Consider the following 25,067-nt stretch of genomic DNA (forward strand, 5'->3'; position numbering starts at 1 on the left):
CGCCCGTTATGCATTCGTTCCGGAACTGGAACCACCCTGTGCTGGTGCGGCCCGAGCCTGCGGACCTACCCTGAAGCATGCGCAGCGTTGGGGTACTTCTGGCAGCGGTCACGACGTCGCTGATCCCGTCCGCGTGCATGCCCGAGGCAGTGCCGTGCCCGGCAATCGCGCAGGCGTCCGTGGTGGCGCTGACCGTGGCTGCCAGCTATGTGCCCGAGGTCGAGGCCATCCACCTCAAGGCCTGCCAGGACGGAACATGCCGGGAAGCCGACCTTGAGCTGATGCCGGGCAGCACCACGGTGGACCAGGGCTGCGAGCCCTCGGCCGGCCCGGACGGCACGTGCTCCGCAACGTCCTCCCCGGACGGCACGCTCACCGGCATGCTGATGATGGACGTCCTGACCGAATCGCGCATTGACGCCACTGCCACCGGCACGTCCACTGCGGGGACGCCGCTGCCCGAGCGCAGGCTCAGCTTTATGCCCAGGGCCGAGTATCCCTACGGCGAGCAGTGCGGAAAGTTCATCACGGCCGGCGTGGTGCTGGATGCCGACGGCCTCCGGCAGTCACCGTAACTACAGGCCGCAAGTCAGGGCTCGCCGAACCCTGCCTCCACCAGTCCGCCGACGTACTTCACAGCTTTGGCCGCGTCCGGCCCCCAGGCCTCGACGTGGAGGATCGATCCCCTGCCCGCGCCCAGGGTCATGAGGCCGGTCATGGACGCACCGTCCACGCCGTTGACGGTCACCTCGGCTTCCAGGCCCGAGATCCCCCCGGCGATCTTCGCTGCGGGCCGCGCATGCATGCCGGCCTGGTTGACCAGCTCAAAATCGCCCGTAGCGTCCGGCGGCCCCACTGTTTCCGCCTCCGACGGCGCCTCCGGGGCAGCTGCACGGCGCACCGCTTCCGCCGCCTGCTTCACTCCGGCGGCGTCCGCCCCGGCCTGCGCCGCAACGGCAGCCGCCACCAGCCCCTCCACCAGCGGCGCGTCGGCCAACAGGACCGTGTCCGGGTCCGGCAGGAACTCCACTGCTGATTCGGCCGTCATCACGGCGGAGCCGAGGTCCGTCAGCACCACGATTCCGTCATCGCCGGCGGCCTGTTCGAGGGCGGCCATCACCTTCTCCAGGCTGGTGCCGATCCGGCCGTCGTCGGTACCGCCCGCGGGGAGGATCACGACGTCGGGTGCCATTTGGGCCGCCAGCTCCACCGCGCCGTCGGCGATCTTTTCGCTATGGGAGACCACCACCAGGCGGACCGTCACTCGGCTGCCCCGGCCGCAGCGCGCAGGATGAGGGCGGTGGACACGGCGCCGGGATCGCGGTGGCCCGCGCTCCGCTCCCCCAGGTAGCTGGCCCGGCCCTTGCGGGCGATCAGCGGATCGGTGGCCACGGCACCCGCCTCGGCGGCTTCCGCCGCCGCCAGGAGGACCTTGAGGACGTCCCCGTCCCCTGCAGCGGCCTGCGCTGCCGCAGCATCGACGGCGGGGGTCCACGCGTCCACCATGGTCTTGTCGCCGGATTCGGCCTTGCCACGGGCCACAATGCCGTCGCGGGCGGCCTGAATGGCAACAGCCAAGGCCCCGGGGTCGATGTCCGTGGTGTCGCCCAGCGAGGTGGAGGCGCGCAGGAAGGCAGTCCCGTAGAGGGGTCCTGCCGCGCCGCCCACCTTGGACATCAGGGCCATGGCCGTGAGCTTCAGCGCCGCTCCCGGCGTGGCGGGCGGCGCCTCTGCGAGCCTCTCCATCACGGCCTTGAAGCCGCGGTCCATGTTTTCACCGTGATCGGAATCCCCGATGGCCCGGTCCAGTTCGATCAGTTCCACGCGGTGGTCCGCCATGGCCTGCGCGGAAAGGGTGAGCCATCGTACCGCCCAGTCAACGTCCAGTCCCACTGTCAGATGCCCCATCGCAGCGCAGCGGTGTGGACCGGCGCATCCCAGAGCGTGGTGAGTTCATCGTCGAGCCGCAGCACCGTGATGGAGCAGCCCTGCATCTCGAGGGAGGTGATGTAGTTGCCCACCAGGGACCGTTCCACCGTGACGCCCTTCTCCGCGAGCACCTGCGCCGCGCGGCGGTAGACGATGTACAGCTCGCTCTGCGGGGTGCCGCCCATGCCGTTCACGAACAGGAGGACCTTGTCGCCGGAGGCGATGCCGAGGTCGGACAGGATGGGCTCCAGGAGTCGGTCGGTGATGCCGTCGGCATTTTCCATGGGGATCCGGTGCCGCCCGGGCTCACCGTGGATGCCGATGCCGATTTCGATTTCGTTCTCTTCCAAATCAAAGCTGGGCGTACCGGCGTGGGGGACCGTGCAGGCGGTCAGTGCCACGCCCATGCTGCGCACGTTCTGGTTGACGCGGTCTCCGATGGCGGCGACGCCGTCCAGGTCATCGCCGCGTTCCGCGGCCGCACCGGCGATCTTCTCGACCAGGACGGTGCCGCCCACGCCGCGCCGGCCGGCCGTGTACAGCGAGTCTTCAACCGCGACGTCGTCATTGACCAGGACAGTCCGCACCTGCACGCCTTCGGCCTCCGCCATTTCGGCGGCCGTTTCGAAATTCAGGACGTCGCCGGTGTAGTTCTTGACGATGTGCACCACACCGGCGCCGGAATTCACGGCCAGGGTGGCCGGAATGATCTGGTCGGGCGTGGGCGAGGTGAAGACGGCACCCGGCACAGCGGCGTCGAGCATTCCCAGCCCCACGAAGCCGCCGTGAAGCGGCTCGTGGCCGCTGCCGCCGCCGCTGACAAGGCCCACTTTCCCTGCCACCGGGGCGTCCTTGCGGGTAATGAATTTCGGCTCGGCACTGACGGTTACGAGGTCTGCGTGGGCCAGGCCGAAGCCTTCCACGGACTCGTCCACTACAGCGCGGGGATCGTTGATCAGCTTCTTCATTGGAGTGCTCCCTGGAGTGTCCTGGCGGCTTTGTCTTGACAGTACTACCGCGGCCCGGGCAACGGTAGCGCTCTGTCGAATCGGCTGGTTCAGCCGGCGCCGGAGGCCGGTTCAGCGAGGGCAAAAGAAAGGGACAGCCCCCAATAGACTGTCCCTTCCCCTTCCAGCTTGTGTCCCCCGGCCGGGTTCAGCGCTTCCCCCAGGATGCCGGGAGGAAATCCGGCCACGCCGCGGCGCCTATGTGGAATGCCGAGGACTCGCAGGGCTGACTCAGCGGATCCCTTCGAGTCAGTACTGTCGGCAGGTCCATTTGAAACGCCGAAAAATCCGGAAAAATGGCGTGCTCGCGCATTTCTGTCCTTTGAAGTGGTTTCGGGATTCTGGTGTTACTGGCAGGCTTGATTAATTTTATACATCGATTCGATATATGGGAAGAGTTTAGAAATACGACATTATGGATGGTACCGGGCACGCCTGCGACGTGACGGGGCTAGAGGGCCTTGATCATCCGGGTGTTGCCCAGCGTGTTCGGCTTCACCCGGGCGAGGTCCAGGAATTCCGCCACACCTTCGTCATGCGAGCGGAGCAGCTCGGAATAGACAACAGGGTCAACGGCCGTCTGGTCAGCCATGACATCGAAGCCGTGTTTCTTGAAGAAATCCACCTCGAACGTCAGGCAGAACACGCGCGAGACGCCCAGCGCCCTGGCCTCTTCCAGCAGGCTTTCCACCAGGACGTGGCCCACGCCCTTGCCCCGCCACGCGTCCGAGGCCGCGAGGGTGCGCACCTCGGCGAGGTCCTCCCACATGACGTGCAGGGCGCCGCAGCCGATCACCTCGCCGTCGGCCGACTCCGCGATCCTGAACTCCTGCAGGCTTTCGTAATAGGCCACCGTTTCCTTGGCCATCAGGATCCTCTTGTCCGCCAGCGGAGCCACCAGGCGCTTGATGGCAGCTACATCGCTGGTGCGGGCAGGGCGGATGCGGAAGGTCTCAGTCACAGCCCCCATCTTACGGCCGACCTCCGTCCGGCTAGAGCCCCAGATCCGGCGGCAACGGCAGGTCGCTGCCCAGCACGTTCTTCGCCAGGAAGTGCTCGACGACCCCGTACCAGACCTTGGCGTGCTGCGGCTGCAGGATCCAGTGGTTCTCGTCCGGGTAGTAGAGGAAACGGTGTGGCGTCCGGCCGTCGCTGTCCGCTGCCAGCTGCGATTTGGACAGCAGCTCGTACCAGAGCCTCAGGCCCTCGCCAATGGGCACGCGGTAGTCCTTGTCGCCGTGGATCACCAGCATGGGCGTGCTGATTTTCTCGACGTGCAGGTGCGGCGAGTTCGCCATCGCCATCTCGGCCGTCATTTCCTTCAGCCAGTACTGCGAGGCGTCGGTGGTGGGGCCGAACTGGTCCAGGGCCCACAGGCTTGCGTGGGTGACGATGGCGCCGAAGCGGTCCGTCTGGCCTGCCACCCAGTTCGCCATATAGCCGCCGAAGGAGCCGCCCATGGCAGCTGTACGCTCCGCGTCAATGTCGGGGCGCTCCACGACGGCGTCCGTAATTTCCATAAGGTCCGTGAAGGGCGCCTTCCCCCACTCTCCCCAGCCGCGCTGGATGAAGGACTGCCCGTAGCCGGTGGAAAGGGCCGGATCCGGCAGCAGGACGGCGTAGCCCTTGGCCACCAGCAGCCACGGGTTCCAGCGCCACGTCCATGCGTTCCACGAGCCCAGGGGTCCGCCGTGGATCCAGAGGAGCAGCGGCACCGGTTCCTGCGCGGAGGCGCCGTCCGGCAGGGCAAGGTAGGCGGGCACCCGCGTGCCGTCGGCGGCGGTCGTGTCAAGGCGCTCCAGGGAGCCCTGGATGTGCGGGCGTTCAGCCGGAGCCTGGAGGCGGGTGACGTCCCCGGTCTCCAGGTCGATCCGGACTGCCTCGGGCGGAAATTCGTACGAACTCCGCAGCGCGTAGGCGCTGCGCCCGTCCGGGGAAACCACGACGTCGGTGTAGGCGGCGGCGTCCCGGGTCACCCGGGTGACCCTCGCTTCGCCGGCAGACGCCGGAACTGTGATCCGGAAAACCGGCGACGCGCCGTCGTCGTCGGCCGTTACCAGGAGGGCGGAGCCGTCCGGCAGCCACGCCGCCTTGATGGCCCAGCGGTCCCAGTCGCGGGCCAGCGGCCGGAGGTTCGCTTCCGGATCCCCCGGCGCACTGACGTCCAGCAGGTGGAGCCTGACCTGCGGAGCCTCGAGGGGAGTGCTGTCCGATTCGCTCAGCACCACCAGTGTGCGGTTGTCAGGGCTCACCGGCCCGGCAAAGTAGCTCATGCCTTCGCGGTCCAGCAGGACCCTGTGCGTTGCTGTGGCCACGTCGACGGCCACCAGGACCGAGCGCGAGTCGGCCTTGGCGAGGGGTTTGTCGAAGCTGGTGTAGATCGTCCTGCCGTCCGGGCTGACCACCGAATCCGCGTTGCGCAACAGTCCTGCCGCGTCCGGCGTCAGGTTCCGGAGCTTCAGCGGCGCGGCGGCATCGACCGTTGCCGGCTTGCCCCGCTCCTTCCCCTCCCCTGGCTCGACAGCGAAAATCCGCGGCTGGTCCGGGCCCAGGTCGGCATCCCAGTAGCGCACAGGGTAGCCGCTGTGGAGGATGGCGGACACTTTGTTGTCCTTGCGGCTCTTCCGCCGCGCTTCGTCCGCCTCCTCATCGGGGGAACCTGCCAGGACGGAGGCCGTGACGAACGTGGCCCCGGTGTCCCGGGCTGACATCACGTGGCTGATTCCGCCCGCGCGCGAAAGGACCACCCGGGCCTCGCCGCCGTCGGCGGGCAGCTGCCAGAGTGCACTGACAGGTTCGTCGTCCGGGCTCTCGGGATCGGGGCGGGCGGACGTGAAGTAGAGATCGCCGGTGGAGGCAAAGGCAGCACCCGCCTCGCCCTTGGCGCTGCGGGTGATCCGCCGGGCATGCTTCTCACCCGCGGGGTCCAGTTCCCACAGGGCGGTGACGTACTCGGTGCCTTTGGAGTTGAGCGTGGCGACGGTGGTCACCAGGCGCTTTCCGTCCGGGCTCAGCGCCAGGCCGCTCACCCGGGGTATGGCGAGGTAGTGGTCAATATCGTGGAAAGGGGTCGCCGGTTGTTCGCTCAGGATCGCTGAGTCTTGGGAAGCCATGAAGAGATTCAACACCGACCGTGGGCCAGATCACAGCACGTTCACTATTAGTGAAACACTACTTTCACACCCCGCCCACGCAAAGGCTGAAGGCGACGGCGCCGAGCTGGAGGCGACGGTCAGCGCCCGGCCCGGCCACGGGAACCCGGCGGCAACGCGAAAGGCCCGCCGGCTCCTTTTGGAGCAGACGGGCCTTGGCGGTGATGCTTAGACGCTCGGAGCGATTTCCGGGATGCGCGGCTTGGCGTTTCCTTCGAAGGTGAACTTGGCGTCGTCGCCTTCGCCGTCCACATCCACCACTACGATGTCGCCCGCGTGGATCTCCCCGAAGAGGATCTTCTCGGACAGCTGGTCCTCGATCTCGCGCTGGATGGTGCGGCGCAGCGGCCGGGCACCCATGGCGGGATCGTAGCCGCGGGTTGCCAGGAGAACCTTGGCAGCCTTGGTGAGCTCGATGCCCATGTCCTTGTCCTTGAGGCGCTTCTCGAGGCGGCCAACGAACAGGTCGACGATCTCGATGATCTCGTCCTGGGTCAGCTGCGGGAAGACCACAACGTCGTCAACACGGTTCAGGAACTCGGGGCGGAAGTGCTGCTTGAGCTCTTCAGTGACCCGGGCGCGCATCCGGTTGTAGCCGGTCTGCGTGTCCGTGCCGGACTGGAAGCCGGTGGCGACACTCTTGGAGATGTCCCGGGTGCCGAGGTTGGTGGTCATGATGATCACCGTGTTCTTGAAGTCCACCACGCGGCCCTGGGAGTCGGTCAGGCGGCCGTCTTCCAGAATCTGCAGCAGTGAGTTGAAGAGGTCCGCGTGGGCCTTTTCCACTTCGTCGAACAGCACTACGGAGAACGGACGGCGGCGGACCTTTTCGGTCAGCTGCCCGCCTTCTTCGTAGCCGACGTAGCCCGGAGGGGCACCGAAGAGGCGCGACACCGTGTGCTTCTCGGAGTATTCGGACATGTCCAGCGTGATGAGGGCATCCTCTTCACCGAACAGGAACTCCGCGAGGGCCTTGGCGAGCTCGGTCTTGCCGACACCGGTGGGGCCGGCGAAGATGAACGAACCGCCCGGACGCTTGGGGTCCTTCAGGCCTGCACGGGTGCGGCGGATTGCCTGGGACAGGGCCTTGATGGCCTCGTCCTGGCCGACGACGCGCTTGTGCAGTTCGCTTTCCATCTTCAGCAGTCGCGAGGACTCTTCCTCGGTCAGCTTGAAGACGGGAATACCGGTGGAATTCGCCAACACCTCGGCGATGAGATCCTCATCCACCTCGGAGATGTCGTCCATGCCGCCGGTCTTCCAGTGGCGTTCCTTCTCGGCACGCTCGGCAATGAGCTTCTGCTCCTTGTCGCGCAGCGAGGCGGCACCTTCGAAGTCCTGCGCGTCAATCGCGGACTCCTTCTCCATCTTGAGTTCGGCGATGCGCTCGTCCATGGCCTTCAGCTCCGGCGGAGCGGTCATGCGGCGGATGCGCAGGCGTGCACCGGCTTCATCGATGAGGTCGATGGCCTTGTCCGGCAGGAAGCGGTCCGAGATGTAGCGTTCGGACAGGTTGGCTGCCGAGGCAAGGGCGCCGTCGGTGATGGTCACGCGGTGGTGCGCTTCATAGCGGTCGCGCAGGCCCTTGAGGATCTCGATGGCGTGCGCCACCGAAGGCTCCTTGACCTGGATCGGCTGGAAGCGGCGCTCAAGCGCTGCATCTTTCTCGATGTGCTTGCGGTATTCATCCAGCGTGGTGGCGCCGATGGTCTGGAGCTCGCCTCGCGCCAGCATGGGCTTGAGGATGGACGCGGCATCGATGGCGCCTTCGGCGGCACCCGCACCCACCAGGGTGTGGATCTCGTCGATGAACAGGATGATGTCGCCGCGGGTCCGGATCTCCTTGAGCACCTTCTTCAGGCGCTCTTCGAAGTCACCGCGGTACCGGGAGCCTGCCACCAGGGATCCAAGGTCCAGCGTGTAGAGCTGCTTGTCCTTGATGGTCTCCGGGACGTCCCCGCGGACGATCGCCTGGGCGAGTCCTTCGACGACGGCGGTCTTGCCGACGCCGGGTTCGCCGATGAGCACGGGGTTGTTCTTGGTGCGCCGGGAAAGGACCTGCATGACGCGTTCCATTTCCTGTTCGCGCCCGATGACCGGGTCCAGCTTGTTCTCGCGCGCAGCCTGGGTCAGGTTGCGGCCGAACTGGTCCAGGACCACGGAACCTGCAGGAGTTCCTTCCGGCTGGCCGGCCCCGACGCCTGCGCCGGTGGTCTCCTTGCCCTGGTAGCCCGAGAGCAGCTGGATCACCTGCTGGCGGACGCGGTTGAGGTCCGCTCCGAGCTTCACCAGCACCTGGGCAGCCACACCTTCACCCTCGCGGATGAGCCCCAGCAGGATGTGCTCCGTGCCGATGTAGTTATGGCCCAGCTGCAGTGCCTCGCGGAGCGAGAGCTCCAGCACCTTCTTGGCGCGCGGGGTGAAGGGGATGTGGCCGGACGGGGCCTGCTGGCCCTGGCCGATAATCTCCTGCACCTGCTCGCGTACGCCGTCGAGCGAAATGCTCAAGGACTCCAGAGCTTTGGCGGCAACGCCCTCACCCTCGTGGATCAGACCCAAGAGGATGTGTTCGGTACCGATGTAATTGTGGTTCAGCATGCGTGCCTCTTCTTGGGCAAGCACAACTACGCGACGGGCACGGTCCGTAAATCGCTCAAACATTTCGCCACACTCCTAGCTACGACGTACTTTGATGCTACGTGGCAGACCCGGACTTGTGGAGCGTGTTCGCCACAGGGGAAACCCGGGGCAGTCCTTCCGGGTTGACTTCCCTGGTCATCAGGGCCGCGGCAGTGCCGGAACTCCGCGCCTAATGGCTTTGTTATCGGTCCGGAATCCCGCGACTTGAGCGACTTCTAATGCGGCTCGGCCGCTCCGAACTTGAACACGGAACTCGTCCCCGCCTGGTAACTGCCTTGAAACTGCCTTGTTCCCCGCCGCAATATCCGCGCAATAGCTGGCACCGCTTTACCCGGGCGGCTTCACCGGCAGGCACTGGTATTCAAAAGGCAATGCCCCCGCCGATTGGCAGGGGCATTGATTTTCCACGCAAATCTGCGGCAGTGCTAGGAATTTGCCTTCTGGTAGGCTTCCTGAATTTCAGCCTGGATGCGGCCGCGGCTGTTAACCGCGTAACCGTTCTCCCTGGCCCACTGGCGAATCTGTGCAGAGTCCTGGTTCCTGCCGCCTGAGACCTTGGTACGGGTGGCGCGGCCGGTGGACGTCTTGCGGGCGCTGGAAACAAACCGCTCCAAGGAGGAGCGGAGTTCTGCAGCATTGGCACCCGACAGGTCAATTTCGTAACTGACGCCGTCAAGGCCAAATCGGACAGTTTCGTCCGCGGTTCCCCCATCCAGATCATCGACAAGGATGATTTTTACTTTCTGTGCCATATAAATTCTCTCTTTTGGAAAGGACGGGTATGCAGAAAAGCAGGATGTATCTGTAAAAAGTATCCCCCGGTTTATGGCAACGCGTCAAAGCGCCAAAAGGTTCCTGTGAATGGTGGGCAGGAATATACCGGGAGTATTAGTTTGTGCCGTTCCCGTTGCCGGCATTCGTCCCGGTATTCGGCGCGCCATTGGGGCCTTGATTGGTTTCAGCCGAGCGGGCATCCGCTTCGGCCTGGGCGCGCGCTTCCGCCTGGCGCTCCGACTTATCGGCATTGAAGATCGACTTCATGGCAAACCAGAAAAGCAACCCGACCACAAGGGACGGCAGGAGGACTGCAACGTACTCCACGGTCAGTGCCCTTCGGGCTTCAGCAGCGGGAAGAGGATTGTTTCGCGGATGCCTGCGCCGGTGAACAGCATCACCAGGCGGTCGATGCCCAGCCCGATGCCGCCCATGGGCGGGGCGCCGTACTCGAGCGCGCGGAGGAAGTCCTCATCCAGCTGCATGGCCTCGACATCACCGGCGGCTGCGTGCCTGGACTGTTCGGTGAGGCGCTCCCGCTGGATGACGGGATCGATGAGCTCGGAGAAGGCCGTGCCGCGCTCCATGCCGCCGATGATCAGGTCCCAGGCCTCGATCAGGCGATCGTCGTCGCGGTGCTGGCGTGCGAGCGGCTGCGCGGAGGGCGGGTAGTCATACACGAAGGTGGGGTTCAGCAGCGTGGGTTCCACGATTTCGCCGAACAGTTCAACGGCCAGCTTTTCGGCGTCCCACTTGGGATCCACCTTGACGTCGTGCTTGGCCGCCACGGCCCGCAGTTCCTCCACGGTGGTGTCCGGCGTGATTTCCTGGCCCACGGCCTCGGAAAGCCCCGGGTAGACAGCCAGCCACTTCCATTCGCCGTCGAGGTTGATCTCCCCGGCTTCGGTCTGGAGGGTGCGGCCCACGCCGGCGGCGTCGGCGGCGTCGAGGATGATCTCCTTGATGCGGTCCGCCATGACGAACTGGTCGGCCCAGGCTTCGTAGCATTCCAGCGTGGTGAATTCCGGGCTGTGTGTGGAGTCCACGCCTTCGTTGCGGAACACCCGTCCCATGTCGTAGACGCGGTCGATACCGCCCACCACTGCACGCTTGAGGTACAGCTCGGTGGCGATGCGGAGGGTCATCTTCTGGTCGAACGCGTTCATGTGGGTCTCGAACGGCCGGGCCAGGGCGCCGCCGTGGACCAGCTGCAGCATCGGGGTTTCCACCTCGACGTAGTTGCGGCGGTGCAGGCTTTCGCGGATGGAGCGGGTGATCGCGGCGCGGGTGTACACCATTTCGCGGGCCTCGTCGCGGACCATCAGGTCCACGTAACGCTGGCGGACGCGGGTTTCCTCGTTCAGGCCGGCGTGCAGCACGGGCAGCGGGCGCAGCGCCTTGGACGCCATGGACCACGAGTCCGCCATTACGGACAGCTCGCCGCGGCGGGAGGAAATGACCTCGCCCTTGATGAAGACGTGGTCGCCCAGGTCAACCAGGGCCTTCCACTCGGCCAGGGCTTCCTCGCCCACGTTGGCCAGGCTCAGCATGGCCTGCAGGCGGGTGCCCTTGCCGTCCGTGCCGCCCTCCTGGAGCGTGGCGAAGCACAGCTTGCCGGTGTTGCGGATGAAGACGATGCGGCCGGTGACGCCCACGGTGTCCCCGGTGGTCTCGTCGGCCTGCAGGTGTGCGTACTTCTCCCGGACTTCGCTCAGGGAATGCGTGCGTTCAACACCCACCGGGTAGGCCTCAACGCCGCGTTCAATCAGCTTGGCGCGCTTCTCCATGCGGATGCGCATCTGTTCGCTGGCGTCCGCCGGTTCGGCAGCATTGGTCGGGGTGGGGGTGTTTTGGGAAGTCACAATCCCTAAGTTTACCGGGAGTTCCCCGGCATGTTTTCCGGCCGCCCGGGATCCCCTCCCCCGGGCGTTTTCGCTTCGAGGGGTGGGCATAGACTCGGGGCTGTGGAAACTCGGACGATCAGGACGGACGACGGCGAGGGTCACCTTCAGGTGCACTCCTTCAGTCCTGCTCCCGCCACCGCAATTCCCGCAGCGGCACTTCCCGCAGCGGACGGCGCCGCACAACCCGGCGTCGTCGTAATCCACGGCACCCTGGTGACCGACGCGCTGTACCGGCCGTTCGCGCTCAAGCTCGCCCGCCTGCTGGGGCGGCCGGTGCACACCTACAACCGCCGCGGCCGGGGAGGTTCCTCCGAGCAGCGCGAAGACTATTCTGCGGCGACGGAGGTCAGCGACCTCCGGGCCGTCATGCGGACAACCGGCTCCGCCGACGTCGTGGCCCACAGTTACGGCGGGTTCGTGGCGCTGCAGGCGGCCCGGACCGGGTCCATCCGGCGGCTCGTGACCTACGACGCCGCGGTTTCCCTCTCCGGCAGCCTCAGCCGCCGGTGGCGGCCGGAACTCGAACACTCCATGGCGGCCGGGCAGCTCGACCAGGCGTGGGCCCATCTTGTCCAGGGGCTGGAGACCGCCGGGCCGGTGTCGAAACTCCCCCTCGGCGCACTGCGCATGCTGAGCATCCTGTCCGCCCGGACCCGCCTCGGCGCGGAAATGCGGCAGCTGCTGCCCACCGCCGTCGTCGAAATGCGGGCCGTGCTCCAGGCAGACGCCGAGCTGGAGGACTTCGCCGGCATCACCACCCCCACCCTGATGCTGAGCGGCGGCTGGAGCCCGGCGTACTTCGCCGAAACCGGCCGCCAGCTCGCGGCGTCAGTCCAGGCGATCGACTTCGCCCTCGTTCCCGGGCAGCTGCACGAAGGCCCGCTCCGTCCGGGGGCCCGGCTTGCCCTCACCACCGCGCGGTTCCTGGCCGACGACGCCGGGTTGCGGCTTCAGCGCCTCCGCGCCGCCGGGATTCCGCTGGGCAACCGTTTTAGGATGGGCCGGTGAAGGAAACCCGCGCCCGTGAGGGCACAGTCAAGCAGCAGGTCATCCCCGCACATGACGGCGGACGGCTGGCTTTGTACAGTTACGGGACCGTCGATGCCCCCGGCGAGCGCCGTGTGGTGGTGATCGGCGGAGCCTTCCTCACGGCATCGATCTACCGGCCGTTTTCCGAGGCGCTGTCCAAGGGCCTCGGGGTCGGCTGGGCGGTGGACGTCTACGACCGGCGCGGCCGCGGTGATTCCACGCCGCAGCCCGCGGACTACTCCATGGCCACCGAGATTGCCGACGTCCGGACCATCATGGACGCCACCGGTGCGCGTAACCTCTTCGGCCACAGCCTGGGCGGCTCCGTGGCGCTCAACGCCGTGCAGGAGTTCATCGGCACCGCCCACCAGCCCGACAAGCTTGCGGTCTATGACGCCGCCGTGAACATCGACGGCAGCGTGGATACGTCCTGGCTGGAGGGTTTCGAACGCTCAGTCAATGAGGGAAACGTCCCGCACGCCCTGGCCAAGCTCAAGAAGGGCATGCAGCCAAGCTCGGCGCTGGCCAGGATTCCGGAGCCGGTCCTTGCCGGGCTGATGGCGCTGGTGTCGCGGACCAAGGTGAACCGGCTCTTCAAGGAGCTCATGCCCAGCGGGGTGGGCGAGCTGAAGGCGGTGTTCGACGAGGCCGACCACGTCCGCGACTTCTCCGTCCTGCCGCCGAACACCCGGTTCATGGTGGGAGCCAGGAGCCCCCGGTACTACAAGGTGACGGCGGAACTGCTGCACCGTGCGGTGCCCGGCAGCGCCCTCCAGGTTTCACCCAAGTGCGTCCATGCCTCCATTCCCGCGGCCGTCAAGGAACTGGTCGAGGACATCTCCGCGTATTACAAGGGCTGACGCACTGCGTGCCGGGCCGAAGCTGCTGCGCGGTTCCTGCCGCCCCGGGTAGGCTCGGAACATGACGCGCGAGAACATCAAAACACCCGACGGCGGAACGCTGGAGCTTTACACCACGGGGGCCGAGCTGGCTTCGGCGGGCTCGGGCGTCGTCGTCGTTCAGGCTTCCATGGTCACCGCCGCGGACTACACGCGCTTTGCCCAGAAACTCAGTGCTTCGCTGGGCCGGCCCGTGCACACGTTCAACCGGCGCGGCCGCGGCGAATCGTCACCGCAGCCCGAGGACTACACCCTGGACGTGGACATCCGCGACCTGGACACCGTAATGAGGCACACGGCGAGCACCGACGTTTTCGGCCACAGCTTCGGCGGCGCCGTGGCTCTGCACGCGGCCCGCACGCTGCCGGTGGAACGGCTCGCCGTCTACGATCCCGCCGTCTCCGTGAACCACAGCGTGAAAGCTGACTGGATCGCCGAATACGAACGCGCCACCGCTGCCGGCGACGACGACCGCGCCCTCGCCGTGCTGGTCCGGGGACTCGAAACGGGAGGGGCTTTGTCCTCCCGGATGCCGCTCTCAATGCTCACGCTGGCCAACAAGCTCACCGCCGGAACGCCCATCGGCAAGCAGCAGCGCGAGCTGATGAAGACCGGGGTGCGCGAGATCAAGGCCATCATCGCCGCCGACATGCCGGCCGAGCCGTTCCTGGCCCTACCGCTTGAGACCCTGATCATCGTGGGCGAAAAGAGCCCCGCCTACTTCGGCATCGCCTGCGGCCAGATCCACGACGTCCTGTCCGGGTCGAGCTACACCATCCTGCCCGGCGCGGGCCACGACGGCGTCAACCGGGCCCCCGACAAGCTGATCAGCGAACTCAGCGAGTTCTTCGCCGGCTGACGCCGGTTTACCGCACACAGCGCGAACGGACAGTTGGGGCCCGCTTTGTGGGGCCCCAACTGTCCGTTCGCGCTTAATGGGACGTTAGTGCGCCGCCGGCACCGGGTGCTCCGCACCGGCGGTCTTGCGCATCATGGCGGAAAGCACGACGGCGGCGACGGCGATGATTGCCGCCGTCAGGAACGCTGCGTGCATGCCTGCGACGATGCCCGATCCTGCCGACACGACGGCGTAGATCGAGACCAGGAGCGCGGTTCCGGCCGCACCGGCAACCTGCTGCAGGGTGCTCATGATGGCCGAGCCGTGCGAGTAGAGGTGCGGCGGCAGCGGGTTGAGTCCGGTGGTGAACGCCGGGGTGAACAGCAGCGCCAGGCCCAGGCTGAGGACCACGTGCAGCATCACAATCCACCAGACGGCTGTTTCCGCGTTCAGCATGGAGAACTGCCACAGGGACAGCACCATCATGACGGAGCCGGTGACGGTCAGGGGAAGGGGTCCGACCTTGTCGAAAAGCCGGCCGATGAACGGGCCCAGAAGGCCCATGGCCAGGCCGCCGGGCAGCAGGGCCAGGCCGGTCTCCAGGGACTTCAGCCCGCGGATTTCCTGGAGGTACAGCGGCAGCAGGATGACGGCGCCGAACAGGGCGATCATGGCCACCACCAGGAGCAGCACGGACACCGTGAACATGCGGAAGTTGAATGCGCGCAGGTCCAGCAGCGGGCCCTCCGACTTCTGCAGCTTCAGCTGGCGGAAGACGAACGCCGTCATGGCCACCAGGCCAATTGCCAGCGCGGCCAGGGCTGGCGTTCCGGGGCCGCTTTGCCCGCCGTGGCCTCCGCCGACCTGGCTAAGCCCGTACACCAGGCCGCCGAAGGCAGGCACGGTCAGCAGGACGGAAAGGATGTCCAGCCGGGTCTTCTCGGATTCGCCGATGTTGGTGAGGTAGCGGGCTCCGATGGCGAAGGCGGCCAGGGCGATGGGGAGGACGAACACGAACATAAAGCGCCACGTGAAGTGCTCGAGGATCAGCCCGGACACGGTGGGGCCCATGGCCGGGGCCACCGAAATGGCGATGCTGACGTTGCCCATCACGGCGCCGCGCCGTTCGATGGGGACCAGCGTCAGGATGGTGGTCATCAGGAGCGGAAGCATGATGGCGGTGCCGCCGGCCTGCACGATGCGTGCCAGCAGGAGGACTTCGAATCCCGGAGCAAGCGCCGCCAGTAGCGTGCCGCCCGAAAACAGCCCCATGGCCAGCATGAAGACCGCCCTGGTGGACAGCCGCTGCAGGATGAATCCGGTGGTGGGAATGACCACGGCCATGGTGAGCATAAAGCCCGTGGACAGCCACTGCACCGTAGGCGCATCGACACCAAGGTCCACCATGAGACGCTGGAGGGCGACGTTCATGATGGTCTCGTTGAGGATGACCACGAAGGTGGCAACGAGCAGTGTGACGATGATGGTGACCGACTCGCGGGACATCTTCGCAGGGCCGGCCGCCGTTACCGTCTCAGACGCTGGCGCGGCGGGGGCCACGGGGTCGCCGTGGGCGTTGGAAGAGACGTCTGTAGACATGGGGATTCCCTCAGGGAGATGTGAAGTGGTTTCCGGCGAGCTTCGTCGCTGCAGATTCCAACAGTGTATCCCCCGGGGTAATTCCCGTCATTGGAAAAAAGTTCAGGAGCTGAGGGGCACGTTGTCAATCAGCCGGACCGGGCCCACCTTCGCCGCGATGATGGCCAGGCCCTCGCCGCGGAACGGTGTCTCCTTGCAGTTCTCCGCCAGGGGTTCGAGGGTGTCCGGGTCCACCACGTCGAAGTAGTCCAGTCCCACGAGGGGCTGTGATTCCACCAGGGCCTGGGCGGATTCCAGGTCGAGCGGTTCGTGGGCGTTGGCCCGCTCTTCGAGGAGCCGCAGCGCACGGGAGAGGACCAGGGCGGCTTCGCGTTCCTCCCCGGACAGGAACCTGTTCCGGCTGCTCAGGGCCAGGCCGTCGGCGGAACGGACCGTCGGCACGGCCACGATCTCCACCGGGAAGTTCAGGTCCGCCACCATGCGACGCACCAGCGCCAGCTGCTGGGCGTCCTTCTGGCCGAAGTAGGCGCGGTACGCGGGCAGTCCCGCGCCGGCGCCGGTCACGAACGCGCCTCCGCCGGGCAGTCCGGTCCCCGGGATCCCGTAATGCAGCAGCTTGGCCACCACTGTGAGTGCGCCGTCGAAGTGGCCCGGCCGGGACGCACCCTCCCATTTCCCGGCAAGGCGTCCTGCCGTCACGCGGACGAGGGGTTCGCCGCCGGGGTAGACCTCCTCCACGGACGGCGCGAACACCAGGTCCACGCCCTCGGCGTCCAGGAGCTCCATGTCCGCCTCCAGGGTCCGGGGGTAGCGGTCCAGGTCCACGGCCTCGCCGAACTGCAGCGGGTTGACGAAGATGCTGGCCACCACCACGTCGTTTTGTTCGACGGCGGTGCGCGCCAGCTTCGCGTGGCCTTCGTGCAGGGCGCCCATCGTGGGAACGAGGCCCTGCGACGAACCCTGTTTCTCCGTCAGCAGCCGGGCGCTTTCGGCGCGCAGCTGCGCCGCCGTGGTCACGAGTTTGATCGCCAAGTCAGTTACCTCCAGTGGCCTGCGGCCCGTCGTTGTCCGGCCCGTCGTTGTCCGGCCCGTCGTTGTCCGGCCCGTCGTTGTCCGGCCCGTTGTCATCCAGACCGTCTTCCCCGGCCAGTGCTTTCCGGATCGCGTCCAGCCGGTCGGGCTTCAGCAGCCCCCGGCTCCCGGCGCGGTGGGCTGTGGCCCGCGCCATGGCCAGGTATGCCTCGAGAATATCGCCGCCTGCACCGGCGTCGTGTTCGCGCAGGGCTTCCGCGTGCGCGGCAACCGTGCCCACGTCGCCCCGGGCCACCGGCCCGGTGAGGGCGGCCTCGCCGGAGGCCAGTGCGTTCTCCAGCGTTGCCCGCAGCAGCGGGCCCAGCATGCGTTCAGGGGATTCGACGCCCACTTCGCGCAGCAGCTGGGAGGCCTGGGCAACCAGGGTGACCATGTGGTTGGAGCCGTGCGCCAGGGCCGCGTGGTACTGGGTACGGTCGCCCTCGGCAATGGCCACCGGTTCGGCACCCATCTCCACCACCAGGGCCTGCGCGATGGGCAGCATCGCGGCGTCCGCCGTGACTCCGAAGGTGCAGTCCAGGAGCCGGGTGAGGTCCAGGCTCATGCCGGTGAAGGTCATGGCGGGGTGCAGCGCGAGCGGGATGGCACCGGCTGCCCGCACCGGATGCAGGATGCCAACGCCGAAGCGGCCCGAGGTGTGGGCCACGAGTTGTCCGGGCTGCCAGGCACCCAGCTTCGCGAGTCCCTGCACGAGGTCGCCGAGGGCATCGTCCGGAACGGCGAGCAGCACCAGTTCGGACCGTTCCACGATGTCCTGCACGTCGAGTACCGGCACGCCGGGCAGCAGGGTTTCGGCGCGTTCGCGGCTTGCGTCGGAGACGGCGGAAACCCCGACGACGGCGTGCTCGGCTGCGCGGAGTGCTGCACCGAGCACGGCTCCGACTTTGCCTGCACCGATGATTCCGATGCCGAGGCGTCCTGGCTTAGCCATGTTGCGGGCCTTCCTCGTGGTTCTGGGGGTGGTCGGGAGTGTGCCGGTCCGCCGTCGCCTCCGGCGCGACCTGCGCGAGCCACTGCTCGCTGGTCTGGCGTTTGCGGGCTTCCCGTGCGCGGGCCGCCTGGGCATCGAACAGGGCCCGGGCTTCGTCCAGTCCGGCCTGGATGACCCGGGGCGATACCGGACCGGCCGTGGTGTGCAGGACAAGGTCCGCCACCCGGAATCGCCGCGCCAGCGGCCCCTGGTGCAGGGCCATCGACTGTGTGCGCTGGTGCGGAACCACCACGAGCTCGCGCCACAGCCGGCCGGAACGGATAAGCAGCGCCGTATCCGTGGCGGCGAAGCCGTTGCGGCGCCAGCCCAGGGGAGCCAGCAGCCGCACGCGGCGCGGGCTGGTGACGAACCCGCCGTCGGGCGCCCCGCCGGAAGACACTCCCGCGGGAGTCTCCGCAGCGGAGACCGCTCCCGCGGGGGCGAGGCCGGTCAGGCCGGCGCCAAAGACGCGGGCAGGGTCCGCTGTTCCGGGATCGGGGAGCACCAGGGAGAGCATCCTCATGACGTCCGCCAGTACCCCCACCGGGAGGATCGTGGTGCGTGAGGCGGCCTCGCCGTTGCTGCCGGGGCCGCCGTAGCCGGCCACGTTCACCTGCATCCGGTACCAGCCGAAGATCCGCCACAGCGGCGGCTGCGTCACTTTCAGGGCCTGGATCCTTCCCGGCGGAAGGGTCTGCGCCTGCGTGTCCAGCAGCCCGTAGCGGAGCCGGATGCCGTCGGGCGAAATGGCGGCGGTGAAGTTGTAGCCCTTGTTGAAGGACCCCCAGTAGGCGGCGGCCAGGCCAAGGACGGCAGGGATAAGGTAGAAGTAGAAGCTGCGGTTGTCGGTGATGGTTGAGAGCACCACGGACGCCACCGCGCCCAGCACCACGAAGAAGCTCTGCTCGCTCAGGAGCAGCGAACCGACAAGGCGCGACGGCGGGACGGCCAGGACCGGGAATTCCGGCGCCTCCGGCAGGGCTGCTTCCGGCCGCTCGGGGTCGGGTTCCAGCCCGGCCGCGCGGGCCAGGATGGTGGCCCGCAGCTGGCGGGCGTCGTCGATGCGGAGGTAGGCCAGGCGGACCGCCGATTCGCCGGCATCGGCCACCTCGAATTTGAGCTCGGCAAGGCCGAAGACCCGGGCCAGGAGGGGCTGCACGATGTCGATGGCCTGCACGCGGTCCAGCCTGGCCTGCCGCTGCTGCTTGAACAGGAAGCCGGTGTTCACCCGGACATAGCCTTCGGCCACCTGGTAGCGGGTGAAGTACCAGGTCATGATGAACCCGAGTACGGACAGCAGCAGGACCAGCCCGCCGCCGGCGACCAGGAATGGCACGCGCCCGGCAAACATGTCATCCATCAGGGGCCGGCCCTGCAGGAGCCGTTCAAAAGTGTCGCGGCCGAAGAAGTAGCCGATGGCGGCAAGCGCTACCCAGCCCCGGATGAACGGCGACGCAGGGTGTACCCGCAGCCACTCGCCGTCGGGCTTCCCGGAAACCTGCCCGGGCCCCTCGGTGGCCACGGGACCTTCAGGGGTCGCGGCGTAGCCTGGGGTCACAGCCCGGCCAGCCGTGCAGCGCCCCGGGCGGAAAGCTGCTCGCGGAGCCGTGCCCCCTCGTCGGCAGGCAGGCCGGGGATTTCAGCGTTGGTGCCGGCGGACGCGGTGTGCAGCTTCAGCGTGCAGAGCCCGAGGGCGCGTTCCACGGGACCTACGCCGATGTCGACGTACTGCATCCGGCCGTAGGGAACCACCAGGGTGCGCTGGAAAAAGATGCCGCTGCGGATCAGCAGATCGTCGTCGCGCTCGGCATACCCGATCGCGCGCACCTGGCGCGGTATCAGCAGCAGCCGCCAGACGGCCAGCAGCAGCATGACGGCCGGAACCGTGATGGCCAGCCAGAGCGGAAGCCACACCCACCAGCCCGCCAGGGTGAAGACGAGCGGCAGTGAGAGCAATCCCACGGCGATGAGGTTGCCGACCGCCCATTCAACCAGGCGGACGGTGACGTATTTGGGTGAAACGCGGAGCCAGGAGATCCCCGGCGGATCAATCGCCTCGGTACGCATATTCGCCCTCCCCCTTGGGCTTGCGGGCGCTTCTTCCGGGCGATCCCGGCGCGCCGTCGGCGTCGCCGTCTTCGGGCGGGATCCGGCAGAAGCGTTCCACCACCAGCCCGACGATGATCATCGCAAGTCCGCCGCCGGCCATGGAAAGCGCCAGCCAGGTGATTCCCTGGTCGCTGCGCAGGTTCCAGAGCCTTAGCAGGTCCAGGAAGATTCCCGCGTGCCAGCCCAGGAGCACGGCCCCTGTGTACGCGCAGGCCTGGGCGAGGACCAGCGTCCAGGCGGCCAGGATGGGGTTGAGCATTTTCTTCTTGTTGCCGTTCCGCCAGCGCAGGACGCGGATTCCGAGCACCAGCGTGAGCGCCACGATCACGCCCATGGTCACCAGGCCGGTCTGGGGCAGCACCGGGGTGGCCAGGCCGTAGCGGGTGGTCATGACGGTCGCAAACCAGCCGGCGATGGCGAGGATCAGCCCGACGACGATCAGCAGGAAGGGGTTGACGGGTTTCACGGCCTATTCCACTGCTCCCGCGGTGGGAAGGCCGTCGAAGTCCCCGAAACCGTCGAACGGGGCAAGATCGGGAAAGTCGGCGGCGCGGGCCGCCAACTCACCCACGCGGACGCCGTTGAGCTCCGCCGACGGGTCGATCAGCGACCACGGATACAGCACAAACGCGCGCTCGGCAGCACGCGGATGGGGCAGGGTCAGGGCGGGATCCGCACTCACCAGGTCCCCGTACGTGATGATGTCCACGTCCAGGGTCCGCGGACCCCACCGGACTTCGCGCACCCTGTGGTGCTTGTTTTCCACGGCCTGGCAGTGGCGCAGCAGTTCCGACGGCGGCAGCGAGGTCTCTACCGTGATCACCATGTTCAGGAAGTCCGGCTGGCCTTCCGGCCCGCCGACGGCTTTGGTCTGCACCACCGGGGACACCGCGGTCAGCCGCACTTCGGGCCGGTCCACCAGGTCCGCGACTGCGCTGGAAAGGGTGTCGTTCCGCTCCCCCAGGTTGCTGCCCAGGGCCAGGACGGCCCGGACATAAGGGTTGTTCGAGTACGGCGGGTTCATGAGCGCCGCCGATGCACGCTGACGGAGACGTCGCCGAACTCAACTTCGATGGGCGCCTTGGGCTTGTGCACCGTGATGTCGACGGCGGCCAGCGGGAATTCCCGCAGCAGGTCTTCGGCGATGCGCACGGCCAGGGCCTCGATCAGGTTCAGCGGCTCGCCGGTGATCCAGTGCTTGATCCGCTCGGCCACCTCGCCGTAGTGGGCGGTGTCCAGGACGTCGTCCGAGGCGGCGGCCTTGCTGAAATCCAGGTGCAGCACCGCATCAACGATGAACGGCTGGCCGTCGCGGCGTTCGAAATCGAACACCCCGTGATGGCCGACGGCGGTAACACCGCTCAGCGTGATTGTGTCCATCGTGGCTGCCTAGTTGGTGGGTCTGGAGTCGCCGAGCGGTGCGGCGGACATCCGGGCGGCAACCTTGACGGCGTCAAGGCTGGGTTCGACGTCGTGCACGCGCACAGCCCATGCGCCGCGGGCGGCGCTGATCGCCGTGATGGCGGCGGTGGCGTGGTCCCGTTCCTGGGGAGCGGCGGCCTTGCCAGCCACGGTCAGCAGCGTGCCAAGGAAGCGCTTGCGCGAAGCTCCCACCAGGATCCTGTGGCCGAGGGCCTCCAGCGGTCCCATGTTCCGCAGGAGCTCCCAGTTCTGGACATCGTTCTTGGAGAAGCCCAGCCCCGGGTCCACGATGATCTGTTCCGGCGCCACCCCTGCCGCGTACAGCTTGTCCCGCACGCCCACCAGTTCAGCCGCGACTTCCTCTGCCACGTTGCCGTACTCCGCGAGGGAGGTCATGGTCTTGGCATCGCCGCGGCGGTGGGTCAGCACGTACGGGACGCCGGTCCGGGCAGCCAGTTCGGCCATCTCCGGCTCCATCGTCAGCCCGGAAACGTCGTTGATGATGGCGGCGCCGGCCTTGAGGGCCGCGGCTGCCGTTGACGCATGGGTGGTGTCGATGCTGACCAGGGCGCCGGCCTTGACCATGGCCTCGACCACCGGCAGGACGCGGCGCTGCTCCTCTTCCGGGCTGACTTCCTCAGCGCCGGGGCGGGTGGATTCGCCGCCGATGTCGATGATGTCGGCTCCGGCGTAGAACATCCGGAGGCCTGCAGCGATGGCCGTGTCCGGCGTCGGATGCGTGCCGCCGTCGCTGAAGGAATCCGGGGTGACGTTCAGGATGCCCATCACCAGCGTGCGGTCCGTGGGGAGATCTTCAAACTTGGCTGCCGGCCGCGGTTTACGCAGGATGGGCAAGGGGTTTGTTGCGGGTCCGGTTCCAGGGGCAGCAGCGAGGGAGTCCATAGTCTGTTTTATTACCTTCCGAGTATGAGGCTCATGGCTTCGGCGCGGGTGGCCGGGTCATGCAGTTGACCGCGCACGGCACTGGTGACGGTCTTGGCACCGGGCTTGCGGATGCCGCGCATGGACATGCAGAGGTGTTCGCACTCAACGACCACGATCGCGCCCCGCGGCTTCAGGTGCGTCACCAGTGCTTCGACGATCTGGGTGGTCAGCCGTTCCTGCACCTGCGGGCGCTTGGCGAACATGTCCACCAGCCTGGCGAGCTTGCTCAGCCCGGTGACTTTGCCGTCGTGCGAGGGAATGTAGCCCACGTGCGCCACCCCGTGGAACGGCACCAGGTGGTGCTCGCAGGTGGAGTAGAACGGAATGTCCTTGACCAGGACCAGCTCCTCGTGGTCCAGGTCAAAGGTGGTGGCCAGGATTTCCGCGGGGTCGTGGTGCAGGCCGGCGAACATTTCCGCATAGGCCTTGGCCACCCTTTTGGGAGTGTCCAGCAGCCCGCCGCGGTCCGGGTCTTCCCCGATGGCCAGCAGGATTTCCCGGACGGCCGCCTCGATCCTGGGGCGGTCCACCTTGGTGCCTCCCCCATGCCGCGAATGGTCTGCAGTCGAGGGGTTGGCGGAGCCGGAAACGTCGTCGTCGTCGAAATGATTCACAGCAGAAGCTTAGCCGTGATGCGGTCCGTCGGCGCCGACGTCCGTAACACCGCCGCCGAAGGTCTCCTGGCTTGACACGCCCTGGGGGTGGGGCGGCTGGGCGTCCAGTGGCTCTTCCAGGCGTGCTTCCTTGGCTTCTTCCTGGGCTTCACGTTCGGCCTTTTCGAGGCGGGATTCCACGGGACCGGAGGTCTGCACCGGCCGGGATTCCTTGGAGAGCCAGACTTCGCGGAAGTCGCGCTTGCGGATATCCCGGAAGACGTGGGCGATCTCGGCCTGGTTGAGGGTTTCCCGCTCCAGGAGCTCAAGGGCCAGGGAATCGAGGATGTCGCGGTTCTCGGTGAGGATCGCGTAGGCCTCGTCGTGCGCCTGGTCGATCAGGCGGCGCACTTCCTCGTCCACAATGTAGGCGATCTGGTCCGAGTAGTTGCGCTCGTGGCCGGCGTCGCGGCCCAGGAACGGCTCCCCGCCGCCCTGTCCGAGGCGTACGGCGCCGACGCGTTCGCTCATGCCGAACTCCGTGACCATCTTGCGGGCCGTTCCGGTGGCCTTCTCAATGTCGTTGGAGGCGCCGGTGGACGGATCGTGGAAGACGATTTCCTCGGCCACACGGCCGCCCATCGCATAGGCCATCTGGTCCAGCAGTTCGTTGCGGGTAATGGAGTACTTGTCGTTCTCCGGGACCACCATGGTGTAGCCCAGGGCGCGGCCGCGGGGCAGGATGGTGATCTTGGTGACCGGGGCGGAGTTCCGCAGGGCGGCTGCCACCAGGGCGTGTCCGCCTTCGTGGTAGGCCGTGATCTTCCGCTCGTGTTCCTTCATGACGCGGCTGCGCTTCTGCGGACCGGCCATAACGCGGTCAATGGCTTCATCGAGGGCGCGGTCGTCAATCAGGTTGGCGTTGGAGCGGGCCGTCAGCAGGGCGGCTTCGTTGAGGACGTTGGCGAGGTCGGCACCGGTGTAGCCGGGGGTCTTCTTGGCGACGGCCTTCAGGTCGACGCCGGGCGCCATCGGCTTGCCCTTGGCGTGCACCTGCAGGATCTGGTCGCGGCCCACGAGGTCCGGTGCCTCAACGGTGATCTGGCGGTCGAAGCGGCCGGGGCGCAGCAAGGCCGGGTCCAGCACGTCAGGACGGTTGGTGGCGGCGATCAGGATGACGTTGGTCTTGACGTCGAAGCCGTCCATTTCAACCAGCAGCTGGTTGAGGGTCTGCTCGCGTTCGTCGTTGCCGCCGCCGATGCCGGCGCCGCGGTGGCGGCCGACGGCGTCGATCTCGTCCACGAAGATGATGGCGGGCGAGCTGGCCTTGGCCTGCTCGAAGAGGTCGCGGACACGGGACGCGCCCACGCCGACGAACATTTCGACGAAGTCGGAACCGGAGATGGAGAAGAACGGCACGCCCGCTTCACCGGCGACGGCACGGGCCAGCAGGGTCTTGCCGGTGCCCGGAGGGCCGTAGAGCAGCACGCCTTTGGGGATCTTGGCACCCACGGCCTGGAACTTGGCCGGTTCCTGGAGGAATTCCTTGATTTCCTGGAGCTCTTCGACGGCTTCGTCGGCACCGGCGACGTCGCTGAAGGTCACCTGGGGCATGTCCTTGTTGACCAGCTTGGCCTTGGACTTGCCGAACTGCATGATCTTGGATCCGCCGCCCTGCATGCGGGAAAGCAGGAACCAGAAGAGGACACCCAGCAGCAGTACCGGAATCAGGAGGGAGAACAGGCCGGAGAACCAGTTGTTTTCGATCGGCTGGTCAGTGAAACCGCTTGAGGGGTTGGCGTCGGTGACTGCCTTGACCACGTCCGCGGCGCGGGCGTTGACGAAGAAGAACTGGACGTTCTTGCCCTTGTCCTGGCCGTCGATGACCAGGTTGTCCTTGAGGACCAGGTCCACGCGGTTTTCCGCGTCGAAGATCTTGGCCTGTTCCACCTTGCCGCTGTCTGCAAGAAGCTCGAGGCCCGGCTTGGTGTCGATCCGGGTAGCCCCGCCGGGGGCGAGCGTGGCAAAGGCCAGCAGGAGCATTCCGACCACAACTACGATCCAGATGCCCGGGCCCTTGAAGAAACTCTTAGCTTTCATCTGATCGGGGGCTGGCCCCGTCCCTCCTGGTAGTGCTGCACGGCGACTGGTCTGCGCGCGTGTGG

24 protein-coding genes are annotated in these 25,067 nt (G+C 67.0%); 4 read left to right on the forward strand and 20 right to left on the reverse strand.

What is annotated here, in order from left to right:
* Positions 1 to 77 precede the first annotated feature (77 nt).
* The gene (locus AC6JAC_RS21255; RefSeq protein ID WP_028270343.1) at positions 78 to 575 is read left to right on the forward strand and encodes a hypothetical protein; all 498 of its coding nucleotides are present in this window, start codon (positions 78 to 80) and stop codon (positions 573 to 575) included.
* Positions 576 to 589: 14 nt separating this feature from the next.
* Here the strand turns inward: AC6JAC_RS21255 and dhaM are convergent, their stop codons facing one another.
* From dhaM to lysS, 9 genes are all read right to left on the reverse strand, one after another.
* Positions 590 to 1,264, reverse strand: coding sequence for a dihydroxyacetone kinase phosphoryl donor subunit DhaM (gene dhaM / locus AC6JAC_RS21260; RefSeq protein WP_043438055.1), 675 nt, complete (start codon positions 1,262 to 1,264; stop codon positions 590 to 592).
* The gene (dhaL, locus tag AC6JAC_RS21265) at positions 1,261 to 1,893 is read right to left on the reverse strand and encodes a dihydroxyacetone kinase subunit DhaL (protein ID WP_028270342.1); all 633 of its coding nucleotides are present in this window, start codon (positions 1,891 to 1,893) and stop codon (positions 1,261 to 1,263) included. Before dhaL ends, dhaM begins: the two co-directional genes overlap by 4 nt.
* Positions 1,894 to 1,895: 2 nt before the next feature.
* Entirely contained in the window at positions 1,896 to 2,897 is a 1,002-nt protein-coding gene (dhaK, locus tag AC6JAC_RS21270) for a dihydroxyacetone kinase subunit DhaK (protein ID WP_028270341.1), read from the reverse strand.
* A 490-nt stretch (positions 2,898 to 3,387) separates the two neighbouring features.
* Positions 3,388 to 3,906: an amino-acid N-acetyltransferase gene (locus AC6JAC_RS21275; RefSeq protein ID WP_043438053.1), complete on the reverse strand. Its 519-nt coding sequence runs from the start codon at positions 3,904 to 3,906 to the stop codon at positions 3,388 to 3,390.
* 22 nt (positions 3,907 to 3,928) lie between these two features.
* Positions 3,929 to 6,049, reverse strand: coding sequence for a S9 family peptidase (locus AC6JAC_RS21280; RefSeq protein ID WP_028270339.1), 2,121 nt, complete (start codon positions 6,047 to 6,049; stop codon positions 3,929 to 3,931).
* 207 nt (positions 6,050 to 6,256) lie between these two features.
* Positions 6,257 to 8,749: an ATP-dependent Clp protease ATP-binding subunit gene (locus AC6JAC_RS21285; protein ID WP_028270337.1), complete on the reverse strand. Its 2,493-nt coding sequence runs from the start codon at positions 8,747 to 8,749 to the stop codon at positions 6,257 to 6,259.
* A gap of 404 nt (positions 8,750 to 9,153) precedes the next feature.
* Entirely contained in the window at positions 9,154 to 9,480 is a 327-nt protein-coding gene (locus tag AC6JAC_RS21290; protein WP_028270336.1) for a histone-like nucleoid-structuring protein Lsr2, read from the reverse strand.
* A 136-nt stretch (positions 9,481 to 9,616) separates the two neighbouring features.
* Positions 9,617 to 9,829: a hypothetical protein gene (locus AC6JAC_RS21295; RefSeq protein ID WP_028270335.1), complete on the reverse strand. Its 213-nt coding sequence runs from the start codon at positions 9,827 to 9,829 to the stop codon at positions 9,617 to 9,619.
* A gap of 2 nt (positions 9,830 to 9,831) precedes the next feature.
* Positions 9,832 to 11,364, reverse strand: a complete 1,533-nt coding sequence (gene lysS, locus AC6JAC_RS21300) for a lysine--tRNA ligase (protein WP_497966540.1) — start codon at positions 11,362 to 11,364, stop codon at positions 9,832 to 9,834.
* A 102-nt stretch (positions 11,365 to 11,466) separates the two neighbouring features.
* On the opposite strand from lysS, the gene AC6JAC_RS21305 reads away from it, so the two are divergent.
* The 3 genes from AC6JAC_RS21305 to AC6JAC_RS21315 all read left to right on the forward strand — a co-directional run bounded on the left by AC6JAC_RS21305 (position 11,467) and on the right by AC6JAC_RS21315 (position 14,193).
* Positions 11,467 to 12,414: an alpha/beta fold hydrolase gene (locus AC6JAC_RS21305; RefSeq protein WP_497966542.1), complete on the forward strand. Its 948-nt coding sequence runs from the start codon at positions 11,467 to 11,469 to the stop codon at positions 12,412 to 12,414.
* Positions 12,411 to 13,295: an alpha/beta fold hydrolase gene (locus tag AC6JAC_RS21310; protein WP_497966544.1), complete on the forward strand. Its 885-nt coding sequence runs from the start codon at positions 12,411 to 12,413 to the stop codon at positions 13,293 to 13,295. Before AC6JAC_RS21305 ends, AC6JAC_RS21310 begins: the two co-directional genes overlap by 4 nt.
* Before the next feature lie 61 nt (positions 13,296 to 13,356).
* Positions 13,357 to 14,193 carry an alpha/beta fold hydrolase gene (locus AC6JAC_RS21315; RefSeq protein WP_028270331.1) on the forward strand — a complete coding sequence of 279 codons (837 nt, stop codon included), beginning with the start codon at positions 13,357 to 13,359 and terminating at the stop codon, positions 14,191 to 14,193.
* Positions 14,194 to 14,277: 84 nt separating this feature from the next.
* Here the strand turns inward: AC6JAC_RS21315 and AC6JAC_RS21320 are convergent, their stop codons facing one another.
* From AC6JAC_RS21320 to ftsH, 11 genes are all read right to left on the reverse strand, one after another.
* Complete coding sequence (locus tag AC6JAC_RS21320) at positions 14,278 to 15,771, reverse strand: DHA2 family efflux MFS transporter permease subunit (RefSeq protein WP_497966546.1); 1,494 nt, start codon at positions 15,769 to 15,771, stop codon at positions 14,278 to 14,280.
* A 102-nt stretch (positions 15,772 to 15,873) separates the two neighbouring features.
* A complete protein-coding gene (locus tag AC6JAC_RS21325; protein ID WP_454697311.1) occupies positions 15,874 to 16,803 on the reverse strand; it encodes a 4-phosphopantoate--beta-alanine ligase in 930 nt (309 codons plus the stop codon).
* 1 nt (position 16,804) lies between these two features.
* Positions 16,805 to 17,794 carry a Rossmann-like and DUF2520 domain-containing protein gene (locus AC6JAC_RS21330; protein ID WP_497966548.1) on the reverse strand — a complete coding sequence of 330 codons (990 nt, stop codon included), beginning with the start codon at positions 17,792 to 17,794 and terminating at the stop codon, positions 16,805 to 16,807.
* A complete protein-coding gene (locus tag AC6JAC_RS21335; protein ID WP_497966550.1) occupies positions 17,787 to 19,355 on the reverse strand; it encodes a PH domain-containing protein in 1,569 nt (522 codons plus the stop codon). Before AC6JAC_RS21335 ends, AC6JAC_RS21330 begins: the two co-directional genes overlap by 8 nt.
* A gap of 32 nt (positions 19,356 to 19,387) precedes the next feature.
* The gene (locus AC6JAC_RS21340; RefSeq protein WP_454697308.1) at positions 19,388 to 19,900 is read right to left on the reverse strand and encodes a PH domain-containing protein; all 513 of its coding nucleotides are present in this window, start codon (positions 19,898 to 19,900) and stop codon (positions 19,388 to 19,390) included.
* Positions 19,881 to 20,408 (reverse strand): DUF3180 domain-containing protein, encoded by a 528-nt coding sequence (locus tag AC6JAC_RS21345; RefSeq protein WP_497966552.1) that lies wholly within the window; start codon positions 20,406 to 20,408, stop codon positions 19,881 to 19,883. The genes AC6JAC_RS21340 and AC6JAC_RS21345 overlap by 20 nt, the downstream gene beginning before the upstream one ends.
* Before the next feature lie 3 nt (positions 20,409 to 20,411).
* Complete coding sequence (gene folK, locus AC6JAC_RS21350) at positions 20,412 to 20,966, reverse strand: 2-amino-4-hydroxy-6-hydroxymethyldihydropteridine diphosphokinase (protein ID WP_028270325.1); 555 nt, start codon at positions 20,964 to 20,966, stop codon at positions 20,412 to 20,414.
* On the reverse strand, positions 20,963 to 21,322 hold the full coding sequence (gene folB, locus AC6JAC_RS21355) for a dihydroneopterin aldolase (protein WP_497966554.1): 360 nt from the start codon (positions 21,320 to 21,322) through the stop codon (positions 20,963 to 20,965). Before folB ends, folK begins: the two co-directional genes overlap by 4 nt.
* 9 nt (positions 21,323 to 21,331) lie before the next feature.
* The gene (folP, locus tag AC6JAC_RS21360; protein WP_028270323.1) at positions 21,332 to 22,267 is read right to left on the reverse strand and encodes a dihydropteroate synthase; all 936 of its coding nucleotides are present in this window, start codon (positions 22,265 to 22,267) and stop codon (positions 21,332 to 21,334) included.
* A gap of 11 nt (positions 22,268 to 22,278) precedes the next feature.
* Positions 22,279 to 22,923, reverse strand: coding sequence for a GTP cyclohydrolase I FolE (gene folE, locus AC6JAC_RS21365; RefSeq protein ID WP_028270322.1), 645 nt, complete (start codon positions 22,921 to 22,923; stop codon positions 22,279 to 22,281).
* Positions 22,924 to 22,932: 9 nt separating this feature from the next.
* The gene (ftsH, locus tag AC6JAC_RS21370) at positions 22,933 to 25,002 is read right to left on the reverse strand and encodes an ATP-dependent zinc metalloprotease FtsH (protein ID WP_497966557.1); all 2,070 of its coding nucleotides are present in this window, start codon (positions 25,000 to 25,002) and stop codon (positions 22,933 to 22,935) included.
* Positions 25,003 to 25,067 lie beyond the last annotated feature (65 nt).

Source organism: Arthrobacter sp. KUASC02 (assembly GCF_059739395.1).